The following is a 14041-nucleotide window of genomic DNA, read 5'->3' on the forward strand; positions in this document are numbered from 1 at the left end:
GTTACAGCCAATTCCTGCACCACTGCTCAAAGAAGAGCAGTGCCCAAATCCGCGCAGAAAGGTCTCGACCGCTCTTCGCGTGAGAAGAAAGAAGCGCCGTCACCTCGGTGGGATTGAACAAGCCCCGTTCCCGTGCCTCTCGCGACAGGAGGAGATCGTGGGCGTACTCGGTCAGGTCCTTCTTGAACCAGTGGACCAGGGGCACGCCGAACCCCATCTTTCGGCGATAAAGGATCTCTTGAGGAAGAATTCCCTCCATGGCCTTCTTGAGGATGTACTTGGTTTCGCCGTTATGGAGCTTCAGCCCCGGAGGCATGTGGGCAGCCAGTTCCACCACCTCGTGGTCCAGGAGCGGCGCCCGGGTCTCCAGACTGCAGAGCATGCTGGCCCGATCCACCTTGGTCAGGATATCCTCGGCGAGATAGACTTTGGTGTCCACGTACTGGATACGGGTCAGATAGTCGGCCGACGCCTGGGCGTCGTAAAAACGCTTCATGACCGAGAAATCGGGGAGTTCCCTTCCAATGGCGGCGCGCACCTCAACGGAGAGAAGCCTGTCCAGGTACGGCGGCTCACCGAAGGTGTTAAGCCCCGCATAGCGCTCGAAGGGATCCTTCGAGAGGTGGAGGAGCGCCCCCTTCCCTTTTACTCCGTCGGGAAGAAGCCTGCCCGGGAAGCCGAAGAGCGTCTTTTTTAGGGGAGCAGGAAGCCAGTCATGGCGGCACATGTCCTGGGCCCAGCCATAGCGCCGGTAGCCGGCGAAGGTTTCGTCCCCGCCGTCCCCCGAGAGGATCACCGTCACGTGCTCCCTGGCCAGTTTCGACACATAGTAGGTGGGAATGGCGGACGAATCGGCAAAGGGTTCGTCGAACTCCCACGCCAGCTTCGGCAGTATCTCGATGGCATCGGGCTCCACCACGAACTCATGGTGCTCGCAGCCGAAGCGCTCCGCCACCTGCCGGGCGTAGACAAGCTCACTGAAATCCTCCTCCTTGAACCCAATGGAGAAAGTCTTCACCGGCGCGTTCTGCACCTGACTCATGAGGGCCACCACCGTGCTCGAATCGATGCCACCCGAGAGAAATGCCCCCAGCGGCACCTCCGAGATGAGCCTGATCCGCACCGCCTCCCGAAGCTTCTCCCGCAGCGCCTCGACCCACTGGGCCTCGGTCAGGGACGCATCGGGGGCGTAGGTAATGTCCCAGTATTTCTGTGTCGTAACGGAAAGACGAGTCGACTCGCCCATCCCGACCGAAATCCAGTGCCCCGGCTCCAGTTTCCTGATTCCCTTGAAGATTGTCCTGGGAAACGGAATGTAGTGGTAGGTGAGATAATCGGCCAAGGCAGCCGGGTCGAGCTCCCGCTGCACCCGCTCATCCTGGAGGATCGCCTTGATCTCCGAGGCGAACAGGAACCGCTTTCCATCGCACCAGTAATAAAATGGCTTCTTGCCGAGGCGGTCCCGGGCGGCGAAAAGCTGTTGCCTGCGCTGATCCCACACCGCGAAGGCGAACATCCCCCGGAACTTCTCCACGCACGCCTCGCCGTACTCTTCCCAGGCGTGGACTATGGTTTCCGTATCGCTGCGGGTGGCGAAACGATGCCCCTTTTCAATCAGTTCATCCCGCAGTTCCTGGAAATTATAGACCTCGCCGTTGAAGGTAATCCAGACCGTCCCGTCCTCGTTGGACAGCGGTTGCTTCCCCCCCGACAAATCGATGATAGAGAGCCGCCGATGACCCAGTGCCACAGGACCGTCCAGGCAATACCCCTCCCCGTCCGGCCCCCGGTGGTGCATAATCCGATTCATCCGCTCGATGAGGCCACGTTCGGGGGTAGAGGTTATGTCAATGATTCCAGCTATTCCGCACATAGAGCAAAACCCTCAAAAAATACAATATTAGCCTCATGATTTCTTCATGATTTCTGGGATTAAAAAAAACCATGCTTAATCATGGGGTAATCATGAGGCTAATCCATCTTGCCAGTGTCGCTCTCAGTATTACTTGACTGCTGATTACTTCTTGACTACCGGTGTTTTTATCATGAGTAATGAGGTAATCGTGAGGCCAATTCTCTTTGTTTATGCTGTTCTTGGTGTTAGACAGTTTTTGCCACAATTCGTTGATACACCGGCAGATACCGCTCAACCGCCTTCCGCCAGTCGTGCTTGATTCTCACAGTATCCATAGCTCTAGCGGAGATTCCAGGCAGATCGTTCCCGGCAGAAGCGAGCTCATTCAATAGTGTCGCAAGGGCGCCCACGTCGCCCGCCGGGAACAGAAACCCGTCGTGCCCGTGAGTTACCAGTTCCTTTATCCCCCCCACGTCGCTTCCCGCCACCACCTTCCCCATGGCCATGGCCTCCAATGGCTTGAGGGGAGTGACGAGCTCGGTGAGCCGCATGCTCAGCCGAGGGTAAACGAGCACGTCAATCAGCGAGTAATAACGGTTGACCTCCTCGTGGGGGACCTTGCCAGTAATGATGACCGGCCCTGCGAGCCCGAGTTCATCGGTCCTGCGCTTCACCGCCTCGAACTCGGGGCCGCCCCCCACCAGGAGGAGCCGGGCCTTCATGCCCTCACCGAGGGCCTTTGCAAAGCTTTCCAATAAAAGTTCAAGTCCCTCGTAGTTGTAAAAGGAGCCGATAAAGCCGAAGACCCGCTCCCCTTTCACGCCGAGCTTTACCGCCAGCTCCTCGTCCCGGGCAAGAGGCGCAAAGGCATCGGCATCCACGCAGTTGGGGATTATGGTGATCTTGTCGGCCGATATCCCCCGGGCCGCAATGTCTCGCCTGAGCCCCTCGCAGATGGTGAAAACGGCATCGGCCTTGCGGAAAACCTCCGTCTCCAGGTGCCGGCTCACCCGGTATTTCAGGGAACCCTCGGCAAAGGTGCCGTGGTCCACCGCCGCATCCTCCCAGAAGGCCCGCACCTCGTACACCATGGGTATCCCGTGGCGCCGCGCCACCTTAAGGGCCGGCATGGCGTTCAGACTCGGCGAATGGGCATGAATCACATCAGGCCGCTCCGCGAGAATAGCCTCGCCGATCCGCTTCCCCAGGGCCGCCATGAGCCGCTGCTCCCGGATGAACGGAAACCTGCCGAACTCGGTCGCCATGGTGCGGTAGACCCGCATCCCGTCAATCTCTTCAAGGGGGCGATCCACAGTGCCATGTTTGGGTGAAGTGACCAAAACGGGGTCAAGCCCCAATTCCCGCTGGTTCTTCAGAATCGAGGCAGTGCGGAAGACATAGCCGCTGAAGTGGGGTTTGTAGTGGTCTAGGATATGGAGGATTTTCATGCACGTTCCTTCAACTGTGATGGACGGATTCTTTGCTGCTTCTCCTGGAAGATTCCCAGCAGTTTCATTACGGTCAACTGGGCCGCGCAGATTACCCCAACAGCAAGGAGATGAACGACCGAGTAACGCGCCGCAAGCCCCCCTCCGCCCAGATAATGTTCCCGGTCGGGACTCAACATGAACTGCAAGGCAGAAAAATGCTTCTCGTATTTGTAGATATCGTTCTCGGTTCCGGCCCACAACAACGCATAACACAGGGGAATAGAGAAAACCACGAAAACGAGAGCAGCCGTCAGACTTACCCGCCAGTGGCCGGCCACTCTGGCAGCAAGGATGGTTCCGGTCTGGAACATGACATAAAGCCACCCACCGAGGAGAATAGACGAGAACCAGGTCCCTCCCCCTGCCATCAATTCCACAAGATTGTCCGTATCCGCCTGGATGACAACCACCCAGTGTGACAGGGGAAGGAGAACAGCCGCAACGGCAAACCAACGCCAGGGGAGGTTCCGTACCGATCCCATTCCGACCGGCACAGGCAACAGCGCGCCAGTCATGAGCACAGACGGGATGGCGAAGAGCGCCAGAAAACGTCCCAACAGTTCCCACTCCCACGGCCATCCGAGCACCGGAGAACCGACAATCTTGTGGATCATCTCCACTGGAACCGACAGGCGAAGAAGAGTATAGCAGACTGCCCCATGAATCATCACAAGCACCACCCATGCCGGCACCCGCAGCCACGAACCCCGTGCCAGCCATACCCTGAACCAGACCGGCACCCCACATATCCAGTACAGGGCGAGGCAGAGTATGAATAGTGTAAGCACGGGATGTCCGCCCCCAAAAAGTTTGCGAACATTGTACGGCACCCCCGATAAGCTCATGGCCACCGAACCCACAAGCCAAAATACCAGCGGCCCTCCACAGAGCAACACCAGCTGTCCCATGGTAAGCTGCCCCGTGCCGACGGGCCTGGAAGACCCAGAACGCGACCGGCGGGCAACCGTGTCAACGGGAAGAGCTTCAACCTCCCCGGAAACCGTCTTCACAGCGGATCCGCGGTAAACGCTTTGCCGTCCCACGACTGCCCGGGCAATCCAGAAGCCGGTCAGTGCTCCGGCAATCTCCAATACAGGATCAATCGTGTCAGGCTGTTTGGACGGAATGAACAGCCGTCCACCTTCGACAATGAGGGCCACAAGGCCGCAGGGGATGAGACATAAAACCGCGTCGACGACACCTGATCGCGGTCCCCTCCGTATCCATGCGGCCGCCAGGGCCCCCAGCGGTGCAAAGAACGCCACGCGATGAAGGAGCTCGGTTATCGCCCGGTATTCGGTCCCGTAGTAATAGGCATGGAACGGCACACGCCCCAACAGCAGCGCAATGCGTTCTCGAAGGAATGCCCTGTCCACCATGAAATCATAGGGATACCAGAACACAGCCACAAGAACGGCGGACCAGATCACAAACCCCAATCCCCAGACCAGCGAGAGCTGCTTCGATTTTCTTTCGGTGGGCGCCGCCTCGACTGCCTGCCCTTTATGGAATACAACACCGCCAATCCACGAGCCTATGCCCCCCCCCGCAATGGCAGCCAGCACATCGTTCACATCCGAAACCCTCGTCCAGACAAACACCTGAAGCAATTCCAGAAACGACGCTGCCCCAACAGCCCAGATCCAGGCCGATCGCCGATCCTTCCTGCCCGAAGCAACAAGCAGAAGAGAAACCGGCACCCATACGGCAACGTCGGAAACAACCTCATACATCCCCCTCGCATCGAGCTTAGAGAGGAAGGCAAAGGGGGTCAGCACCATGCGTCCCTGGCGCCACTTATGGAAGATCTCCACCGGGCTGATGGTTAGATCGAGGGGAAGAAGGCTGTAGCCGAAGAGAATCGCCAGATAGCCCCACAGAATTCGGGTGGCGATATCGGCGTGTCCACGGGTCCGCTGCCCCCCCTCAAGCCAGGCAAGTACCCTCTGGCCCCAGATCCACCATGCGACAACTCCCGCAGCCGCGCCAACGCTCTCGGCAATGATGTCGTTAATGGAAACCGTCCGGGGCGGGAAAAACAGCTGCGTAAACTCTATGGCTCCACTTAAGGCAACAAGCACCAGCATCACCGCTGCCGATGTAATGATCCGTCTCGCCTTTCCTCGCCCGTCCAGGACTCCCATTGTGAAGAACGCCAGGGGGACAAAAAGAAGGATATTGGACACCCAATCAGCGCGGGAAGCGATCCCAAGATTCAGATACTTGATGGAACGAAAGGAGGCGACCGCCTCTTCGAATGGGAGGGGCCGGAACCGCAGTGGAACAAGGCTTCCGTAGACCACGAACGCCAGATATGCGAGACTGATTGCAATGAGTGTGGTTCGTGATGTTTTCATTAATTATGCCGCCCACCCAAGGATTACTGCATCGTAATGCCCATTAATTGATTACAAGCTTTTCAATAATATCTTTCCTGATTATTTTACTGAATTTTTTAGCACCATCCATATTCAAATGGTCATTATTTGAGAAGTCAGTGATATTAAATCGAGCATCTTTGTAATAATCGTAATATTTTACCTTGTATGTAGAACAATAACCGCTTATCAATTTATGCATTTCTGATAGCTTGTTCTCCTGCAAATTATCATAGTAAGTATGGTAAGTTGGTACTGTTACGAAAACTGGTGTTATTTGCCTTTCTTTTAGCAACAGCATGATTTTATCTAAAATTTTTTCATTGTAAACCACATTGTCCTTTTTCATAAACCTGTGTTGCTCTTCGACCCGCGCTTTTCCAGTCGTTATATTAATCTTTTTCTCAATGACCTCTACACTATCTGGTGGCACCCGCATAAATCCGTATTCATCCAATTGCACTGGTTCACCTTTAAATCCTTCCATGGCATAACCTACGGCTTTCAAAGGTTCCCACAAAGCAAATGCACTATAATTACGGATATCGCTTCGTATCAGCAAAGAATCGCTATTAATCCCACAATAAACTGAGTAATAATAAGCCCTCCATGGTTCAAAGCCATTCGAAATCCTATATTCGAACGAATGATATGAAACTGGGATAATCACCAGTTTTAGATTCGGCATTTTATCTACATATTTTTCTAATAGCTTAAAGTCATAATAGAAATCCTGCGCTGAATTTGCGAGATTATACGATTTACCAGGCCAAATGATATCTGGAACGATGGCATTATTTGCGTGAGATGAACCTATATTTATCACTTCAATATTACGCAATTTGGTTTCAAGATTATTAGTCTTAATCTTGTAACTGTTGTCCATAGTGCGGAGATTGTATTCAAAAAATAAAATGACAACTGCAAGAGGCACTATCAATATAAGGCATTTTAGTATTACTTTTTTCATTTTATCGTAAGCAACCACATGTTTTATCGTTTTATTAAAATTGTGTATATATGAATTGTTTTTCAGCAAAGTGTTTTCCAAATAATATAATTGCGACAACCAACGAATAATAAGCGGACCATCTTACATAGATTGGACCATTCAAAAATCTAGTCACATTATTTTCATCTCTAGTAAACAAATAAACTATAAGCATAATCAATAATGAACAAATAGCTACAATTATTTCAACTTTACCATAAGCAAGGAAAAAAGCTAAAGTTCCGCTTGTCCCAGAAAACAAGTGAGACACTATGTTAAGGGAATCTTTGATATTGTACGTTCTGAAAAAAATCCAAGAAAAGCACACCAGATTGAACGTAAGAAACCGTTGCCAAACGGTCAAAATCATCATTCGTTCTAAACCAAGCTTTTTGTGTATTTTTCTTTGATAAGGCTTGTAGAAGACGGAAGCTGCTAGGTAAAGACCGTGCAACAGCCCCCACACAATGAAGCACCAGCCAGCTCCGTGCCAGATGCCTGAAACCAGGAAGGTAACAACCAGAGCGAGAGCCGTCCCCATGCTCCTGCGGTCACGTAACTGCATCTGGAGCGGCTTGAAGATGTAATCCAGTATCCAACGGGAAAATGATATGTGCCACCGCCGCCAGAAATCCGCTATTGAGGTGGCAAGGTAAGGACTGTTGAAGTTCGGAGTGAGCCGCATGTTAAAAATGCGGGCGGTCCCCAGCGCCATATCGGTGTATCCGGAAAAGTCGCAGTATATCTGGATAGCGTAAATGTAGGTTGCAATGATAAGGGGAAGTCCTGAGTAAGAATGCACATCTCCATATACGTGGTCGACATAGAGTGCCAGTCGGTCGGCTACTACCACCTTCTTGAAGAGCCCCCAAGCGAACATCAGCAGCCCGAATCGCATATTGTCATAATTGAACTCAAACTTTTCACGCAGCTGCGGCAACAGATCGCCGGCACGCTCTATTGGACCCTGGAGAAGTTTCGGGAAAAAGCTCATATAGAGGGCAAAATGCCCGAAATGTTTCTCCGGCTTCTCGATTTCCAGATAAATATCAGTTAAATAGGAAATGGCTTGGAATACGTAGTAGGAAACGCCAATAGAGACTAGAATCCTGCTCTGTGGGAGGGCAAAGTCCCATGAGAGACCGCTTAACAATGTATTGAGGTTCTTGGTCAGGAAGGGAAGGTATTTCAGGCCGATCAAAACGAGAAGATTGGCCGCAACACCGCCCCAGAACAACGCTTTTCTCCTTCCAGAATCCTCGTGTTTGGCAAGACTAATCCCTGAGAAATAGGTCGTGACCGTTACCAGAGCAAGAGCCAACAATAGATACGGTACCCGCAACACCGCATAAAAGCTTACACTTGCCAGCAACAGGACCAGCCAGCGCCACCTGTCTGCGGTAAAATAAAATAAAAGAAAAACTCCCGGCAAAAACAGGAAATATTGGAGAGAATTGAAAACCATTGATCAGTTTTGATCCTTTATCAACTTATCTTGCTTTCGATACTACGCAAAAGATCCCCTACATTTTTGAAGGTAAGAAGCTCCTTCTGGTTAAACCTGATCCTGAACCTTGTCTCTACTGCCACTATCAGGTTTACATGCGAGAGTGAATCCCAACCGTCAATGTCATTGGCTGTCATCTCAGGTTTGATAAGGATGCCTTCGTCGTCAAAAACTTCGCAAAAAACAGCATTCAAGACCTCGATTGTAGTCATTTTCATATCTCCAGAGTTGAGGTATCACCAGGGTCTTCGCCCATATAACGAGCTTTGAGCACCCGACGCATAATCTTGCCACTTTTGTTTTTTGGAATAGAGGTGCAGAAGATAATCTCCTGCGGAGTAGCGATACTGGATGCCTTGTTTGACACATGCAGACGGAGTTTGAGTTCCAGTTCTGGCGTCGGGGTAAAGCGTTCGTGGAGATGTACGTAAGCCACCACTTTCTCAAAAAGCAGTTCGTCCGACGCACCGATAACACCCGACTCAGCAACCTCCTCCACCTCAAGAAGGGCACTCTCCACCTCGAAAGGACTGATTAAGTGGCCGGCAGTGTTGATGACATCATCACTGCGCCCCATGAACCAGTAATAGCCATCTTCGTCCCGCCGGGCAGTGTCACCGGTATGATAAAAACCATGATTAAATTTCTGCTGGTAAACAGTATCGTTGTTCAAATAGGTAACGAACATAGAGGGCCACCCAGGTTTGAGGCAGAGATTGCCCTGCTCACCATCCGAAATTTTATCACCACTGTCGGAGATTATGGCTGGCTCGATCCCATCCACCGGCTTACCCATGGAACCAGGCCTGATCTCAAGTCCGGGACGATTGGAAATCATGATGGCGCCGGTCTCCGTCTGGAACCACGTGTCGTAGATTTCCTTGCCCAGAGTTCTGCGTGCCCAATGGATGACCTCCGGATTGAGCGGCTCTCCCACACTGAATATCTGTCTAAGCTTCAGGATGTCGAATTTTTCAAAAAGTGACTGCTCTTCCCTCAAGAGCATTCTGAGGGCTGTCGGCGCAGTGTACCAGACGTTTATCCCCTCTCTTTCGAGTATGGTGAACCACGCTTCCGCGTCATAGGCGCCGCCGAAGTGAACCTGGGTGACCCCAAGACTCCAAGGCCCGATGATGCCGTAAGAGGTACCGGTAACCCAACCCTGGTCGGCCGTGCACCAGTAAATGTCATCATCGCCCAGATTGAGAATTTCCCGAGTCGTATAACTCTGAAACAGGACGCTTCTGTGGGCGTGCAAAACCCCTTTGGGTTTTCCGGTAGAGCCCGACGTATAATGAAGGACAGATGGAGTATCCGGATTGGTGAGCGGGACTTCAAAAGAATCCGAAGCCTCCTGCATCAATAGCTTATAGCTGAAAACATCGGCTGCCAGATGCTCCTCGCTGTCAACCACGATGATGCACGTGAGATTGGGAAGCTGGTGGCGGATGCGGTTAAGCTTTTTCAGAAAACTCTTTTTTGTAATGACTCCTTTGGCTCGTGCGTCGCCAAGACGGTCAAGCAGCGCGTCTTCGCCAAAGTTAGAAAACATGGTGCCGGCTATCACCTCCACCTTGAGTGCCCCCAGAAAGGCAAAAAACTGTTCCGGCATCTTGGGAAGAAAAGTGAAGAAGATGTCCCCCCTGGAAAATCCCAGACTCTGGAGTACATTGGCAAACTTGCTACTCTGGCTTTCCAGGTCAGCGAAACTGTAATCGGCACGCTCCATTGCCGGAGAGATCCAACGCATTGCCATCTTGTGCGACTTGCCAAGATCACACTGCATTTTTGTGCAGATGTGCCCTATATTATATTGATTGTTAACGATCAACGAATTGCTCATCTTGAGTCCTCCCGTACAACAGGTCACACACTGTTCAAATATTTCCTCAGATCATCTACCAGCCGTTCACCATCGAGGGGCTTAGGCTCGAACGTGCGGGCTTTCTCGATCAAGCTGGAAAGCCCATTCAAATCCCTCGTCCAGAGGATTGAAATAGACCGACTGAGCCTTTCCAGAAACTGGGCCTGATGGTCCTCAGCCCCGCGGGGGTTGGCGACAGCGATAAATGGCCTCTTCTGCGTCAGCAGCGACAGTACCGACCCCGTGCCTCCATGGCATATAACCAGTGATGCCTTTGCCGTCCATTCGTCGATATTCGGTTGAAAACGGAAATACTCACAGTGTTTCGGAACATAACCGCTGTTGCCGATCTGGCAGACAACCGGTTCAGTTATGATCCCATCTTCAACGAGGTTGTCGATGGCTTCTATAAGGTCGTCGAAGACGAGCGTTGTCCCGATAGTTACAAAAATCACAACACCGACCCCCGATAGACCGCACCGCGGTAGAGTTTCTCCGCCTCCGGCCACTGGACGTAGAAGCGGTCACAGAGCCCGAGGGTACTGAGAATCTTTCCGGTGAACGAAGGATTCGTGACACGGGTGATACTCTCCACAAAAACAGCTTTTTTGCCGAACACCTTTGCCCAGAAACAGAGAGGAACGGCAATAGAGGAACCAATACAGATGACGGCGTCGGGTTTAACTGTTTTGATGACCCGGTAACTGTCACGGATGCTGATCACCAGGTTCTTCATTCTTTTGGCGAGTGAGTTATCACTCATGGACGTTACCCTGGATATCAGATGAACCTCGCCATGGGGCATCCCATCGCCAGAGGTTACCAATGCATCGGGAGTAGTTACATAGTGATACTCATACCCTTCACCAAGGCCATTGATCAGCGCTTTGGCTTCCCAGAGAAAGCCACCACCGGTGAGGGTGACGATTAGCTTATTGGCTATGTTCCCCATTACAGATCATCCTTGATCATCGTTCGAATGTCATCCGATACAAATTTTCATATTTCTGCACCATGCCCGCGAGAGAAATCTCCTGTTCCGCAAGCGCTCTCCCACGTGCACCAAGCTGGAGCCGTTGCTCCGGATCATCCGAATAGTCGCACATGGTTCCTGCAAGGCCGGCAAGATCGCCGACAGCAAATAGATGTCCGCTAACGCCGTCTTCAACAAGTTCTAGGTTCCCCCCAACCCTTGTAGCTACAACGGGAAGGCCGCACGCCATGGCTTCAAGAATCGTATTGGAAATACCTTCTGCAAGGGACGGAAGGACAAAGACATCCATCGCCTGTAGAAGCTCGGGGATATCTCGGCGTTCACCCATGAAGTGCACGGATCCCCCCATATTCAGTTCATCAGCGAGACGTCTCAGTTTATCCTCTTCAGGTCCGGAACCAATGAGAAGAAGATCGGAATGCCTCCCCTTCTCCCCGCACAGTGCGTCAAACGCCCTGACAAGCGTCTGCTGGTCCTTGACCGGATCGAGCCTCCCCACGGTTCCCACCACGAAGGAATCGGGATTCAGTCCAAAACGTACCTTTGTAGCTCCCTTGTCCTGAGCGGGAGCAAATCGCTCGGTATCGACCCCATTCATGATATGGATAACCTTCTCCCCAGGAATCCCTACCTGATCTACAAGCCAGGTACGCAGGTCATCAGACACCGTAACGAACCGGGTAACCAGGGGATGCAGGAGCCTCCGCACGCGATTCCGTCTTCCGTTGGTACCGCCCGGGTCCGTCGCCTCCCTGCCGTGTTCACCATGAATCACGCAACGAACCCCTGCCAGGCGTGCAGCTATAACCCCGTCGATGGTTCCCCAGTTGCGGGTATGGACGATGTGGGGCTTTACTTCGCGTACTACCTTGGCAATCTTCAGGGGAAGGAGATAATCTCCTCCCGCCCCCTTTCCCAGCTCATGAATCTCCACCGGCCGCACAAGCCGCTCCGCCATGGGCCCGGATGAGGTGATACAGCAGATGGCGTGCTCGAACCGCTCCGGGTCGAGCCGGTTGATCAGGTTCACCACCCCGTTCTCGAGTCCGCCCACCTGGAGCGAATGGAGGATATGGAGAATCTTTATCCGCACGGGTTAACCCTTCATTCTCCCGCCAGAAACATCCGGCAGTGGTCAAGAAATCGGGCAGGTGTCAGAATCGAAAAGGGAAACTCGCCGTCGCGAATATGACCAAAATCAATCACGCTCGAATCGAGAAAAACACTAAGGTTTTTTGCTGCCATAGAGCTCCTCGAACACTCCCTCACGCTCCTCGTCGAGCCCTTCAAGCACCGCTTTGGGCGAAAGCCCGCTTGCCTTCAGTATCCCCTTGATCCTGCGGCGCGCTTCATCGAGTTCAAGGCGCTTCGGTGTAATCAGCATCCCGTCTCCGAGAGGGATGATCGAAACCGCCTTCCCTCCATCTTCATTAATCTCCGACTGCTTGCGGCGCGAGAAATCATCACTGGGCGGCATATCCCTGTATTGCCCCCGCAGCGCTTGAATTGACTTCCTTCGCGGCAATCTCTCCGCAGGCACGCTATCTGCCTGTCCTTCCTCCAGCTGCACGGGGAACGGAAGTCCTTTCCTGTTGCGAACGGCACTGAGAAATATCTTTATGGCCTCGGAAGTGGTAAGGCCCAATTGACGCAAAACCGCTTCTGATTCGCTCTTGAGCTGGGTATCTATCCTGAGACAGATGGTGACATTCTTTGACATACGAAACCTCTGCCCCTGCTTCTCTCACAAAAACTTCCGGTAGTGGTCGTCTGATGCCTAGAAAATTACTACATTCACCTGATCTTTCTTAATACTTTGCTAATTTTATCTAACAATACGGTCGCAACCGGTTTATTCTCGAAGAATTCAAAGAACAGTCTAAAAGATAAAGGGTGTTTTAACTCTGCTTTATATCTTCTCAGAAATTTTGGTAATGGCTGTATTTTTTCCTGGTCAATGTCAATACCGTGCCAAATCAAACGCTTGCAACCATCTAAGACCAAGATCCCGTCATAAAGCTGAAACATCCTGGTTTCCCAACATTTTGTTACTTTACGAACCGCATGAGGAGAATTATCTTGAATATTAAACAGACCGAACAATTCTTTCTTTACAAAAAAGGCATTACAATCAAGTGCTGCCACAAGTTCGTATCCTTTTTCCTTGCCAAGCTTCGTCAATGAAAGTAAGGAAGACCCTTGATTAACCTGCATATCTCTAGGCTGTACGAACTCTATATCATTGGGAATGGTCGGGTTGAACTCAATAACTACCAGCTTTGGTGAATACAACCTTACAGATTCCCAAACGTGATAGTCGTTTCCATCAATATCAATTGATAACAATTCAAACGATGTAGGCATAGGAGTTTCGGCAAATATATCATCTAATTTATCCGGTGATTCAAATCCTACCATCCTATTTAATGCAATGACATTTTTATTATCTTTGTATTCATAACATAATTTGTTGTAGAGGTTGTCGCTTGCCTCTATCAAAACTCCTGACCAACCTCTATTGGTTATCAAGTTCCATGAATTGCTGCCTGATTTGCCATCTCCTGCGCCGAACTCAACGCACCACTTGTCTCCTTCACCTATGATTTCTAATATTTTTTCTATGACACCATCTTCACCGTATTCGGAAGTAATCCTCTTTGTATACTTGGTCAGATAGCTGTTTTCATTTTGAAAATTCATCAATAATCTCCTCACAATTGGCCGATTAACCAATGCCGAAATGATTGAATCTCTCCGGGTCTTATTCCCCGAAGCTTGCTTCGCTGTCTTTGGTGTGACATATTGGTTTAGTGAGTGAGTATATACACAAAAGCCATAATGTTTCTGTGCTGTTATACCATTTGGTTTGTCCAGCAAAGTATCGTCGAGTTGTATTTACCGATGAGGTAGATGCTCGACTTAATGAAGTTTGCCTGGAGATAGCTAAACGGTACGAGATCAA

Annotated in this window: 14 protein-coding genes; 1 reads left to right on the forward strand and 13 read right to left on the reverse strand. The window is 51.3% G+C overall.

The genetic code is table 11. From position 1 onward, the window contains the following. Nucleotide 1 precedes the first annotated feature (1 nt). The 13 genes from asnB to RCH91_RS06885 all read right to left on the reverse strand — a co-directional run bounded on the left by asnB (nt 2) and on the right by RCH91_RS06885 (nt 13779). Nucleotides 2–1873, reverse strand: a complete 1872-nt coding sequence (gene asnB / locus RCH91_RS06825; protein ID WP_306533867.1) for an asparagine synthase (glutamine-hydrolyzing) — start codon at nt 1871–1873, stop codon at nt 2–4. Nucleotides 1874–2100: 227 nt separating this feature from the next. After that, the gene (locus RCH91_RS06830) at nt 2101–3303 is read right to left on the reverse strand and encodes a TIGR04063 family PEP-CTERM/XrtA system glycosyltransferase (RefSeq protein ID WP_306533868.1); all 1203 of its coding nucleotides are present in this window, start codon (nt 3301–3303) and stop codon (nt 2101–2103) included. Then, nucleotides 3300–5702, reverse strand: coding sequence for a VanZ family protein (locus RCH91_RS06835; protein ID WP_306533869.1), 2403 nt, complete (start codon nt 5700–5702; stop codon nt 3300–3302). The genes RCH91_RS06830 and RCH91_RS06835 overlap by 4 nt, the downstream gene beginning before the upstream one ends. A gap of 43 nt (nt 5703–5745) precedes the next feature. Continuing rightward, nucleotides 5746–6711, reverse strand: a complete 966-nt coding sequence (locus RCH91_RS06840) for a hypothetical protein (protein ID WP_306533870.1) — start codon at nt 6709–6711, stop codon at nt 5746–5748. 16 nt (nt 6712–6727) lie between these two features. Next, entirely contained in the window at nt 6728–8179 is a 1452-nt protein-coding gene (locus tag RCH91_RS06845; protein ID WP_306533871.1) for an MBOAT family protein, read from the reverse strand. Nucleotides 8180–8199: 20 nt separating this feature from the next. Continuing rightward, nucleotides 8200–8433 carry an acyl carrier protein gene (locus RCH91_RS06850; RefSeq protein WP_306533872.1) on the reverse strand — a complete coding sequence of 78 codons (234 nt, stop codon included), beginning with the start codon at nt 8431–8433 and terminating at the stop codon, nt 8200–8202. Between the two features lie 2 nt (nt 8434–8435). Then, entirely contained in the window at nt 8436–10064 is a 1629-nt protein-coding gene (locus RCH91_RS06855; RefSeq protein ID WP_306533873.1) for an AMP-binding protein, read from the reverse strand. A gap of 23 nt (nt 10065–10087) precedes the next feature. Beyond that, nucleotides 10088–10540: a PssE/Cps14G family polysaccharide biosynthesis glycosyltransferase gene (gene pssE / locus RCH91_RS06860; RefSeq protein WP_306533874.1), complete on the reverse strand. Its 453-nt coding sequence runs from the start codon at nt 10538–10540 to the stop codon at nt 10088–10090. Continuing rightward, entirely contained in the window at nt 10537–11037 is a 501-nt protein-coding gene (locus tag RCH91_RS06865; protein ID WP_306533875.1) for a hypothetical protein, read from the reverse strand. Before RCH91_RS06865 ends, pssE begins: the two co-directional genes overlap by 4 nt. Before the next feature lie 16 nt (nt 11038–11053). Further along, the gene (locus RCH91_RS06870) at nt 11054–12172 is read right to left on the reverse strand and encodes a TIGR03088 family PEP-CTERM/XrtA system glycosyltransferase (protein WP_306533876.1); all 1119 of its coding nucleotides are present in this window, start codon (nt 12170–12172) and stop codon (nt 11054–11056) included. An 11-nt stretch (nt 12173–12183) separates the two neighbouring features. Further along, nucleotides 12184–12324, reverse strand: a complete 141-nt coding sequence (locus RCH91_RS06875) for a hypothetical protein (protein WP_306533877.1) — start codon at nt 12322–12324, stop codon at nt 12184–12186. After that, entirely contained in the window at nt 12305–12799 is a 495-nt protein-coding gene (locus tag RCH91_RS06880; protein ID WP_306533878.1) for a type II toxin-antitoxin system RelB/DinJ family antitoxin, read from the reverse strand. Before RCH91_RS06880 ends, RCH91_RS06875 begins: the two co-directional genes overlap by 20 nt. 74 nt (nt 12800–12873) lie before the next feature. Further along, nucleotides 12874–13779 (reverse strand): hypothetical protein, encoded by a 906-nt coding sequence (locus RCH91_RS06885; RefSeq protein WP_306533879.1) that lies wholly within the window; start codon nt 13777–13779, stop codon nt 12874–12876. A gap of 110 nt (nt 13780–13889) precedes the next feature. On the opposite strand from RCH91_RS06885, the gene RCH91_RS06890 reads away from it, so the two are divergent. Beyond that, the coding region (locus RCH91_RS06890) for a transposase (RefSeq protein ID WP_306533881.1) at nt 13890–14041 on the forward strand (152 nt) is incomplete at its 3' end.

The organism is Geobacter sp. (assembly GCF_030834625.1).
GTDB lineage: Bacteria > Desulfobacterota > Desulfuromonadia > Geobacterales > Geobacteraceae > Geobacter.

Excerpts from the sequence above, each read along its gene's own strand:
- asnB (WP_306533867.1), bottom strand. The coding sequence starts at position 1,873 with ATGTGCGGAATAGCTGGAATCATTGACATAACCTCTACCCCCGAACGT.
- RCH91_RS06830 (WP_306533868.1), bottom strand. The coding sequence starts at position 3,303 with ATGAAAATCCTCCATATCCTAGACCACTACAAACCCCACTTCAGCGGC.
- RCH91_RS06835 (WP_306533869.1), bottom strand. The coding sequence starts at position 5,702 with ATGAAAACATCACGAACCACACTCATTGCAATCAGTCTCGCATATCTG.
- RCH91_RS06845 (WP_306533871.1), bottom strand. The coding sequence starts at position 8,179 with ATGGTTTTCAATTCTCTCCAATATTTCCTGTTTTTGCCGGGAGTTTTT.
- RCH91_RS06850 (WP_306533872.1), bottom strand. The coding sequence starts at position 8,433 with ATGACTACAATCGAGGTCTTGAATGCTGTTTTTTGCGAAGTTTTTGAC.
- RCH91_RS06855 (WP_306533873.1), bottom strand. The coding sequence starts at position 10,064 with ATGAGCAATTCGTTGATCGTTAACAATCAATATAATATAGGGCACATC.
- RCH91_RS06865 (WP_306533875.1), bottom strand. The coding sequence starts at position 11,037 with ATGGGGAACATAGCCAATAAGCTAATCGTCACCCTCACCGGTGGTGGC.
- RCH91_RS06875 (WP_306533877.1), bottom strand. The coding sequence starts at position 12,324 with ATGGCAGCAAAAAACCTTAGTGTTTTTCTCGATTCGAGCGTGATTGAT.
- RCH91_RS06880 (WP_306533878.1), bottom strand. The coding sequence starts at position 12,799 with ATGTCAAAGAATGTCACCATCTGTCTCAGGATAGATACCCAGCTCAAG.
- RCH91_RS06885 (WP_306533879.1), bottom strand. The coding sequence starts at position 13,779 with ATGAATTTTCAAAATGAAAACAGCTATCTGACCAAGTATACAAAGAGG.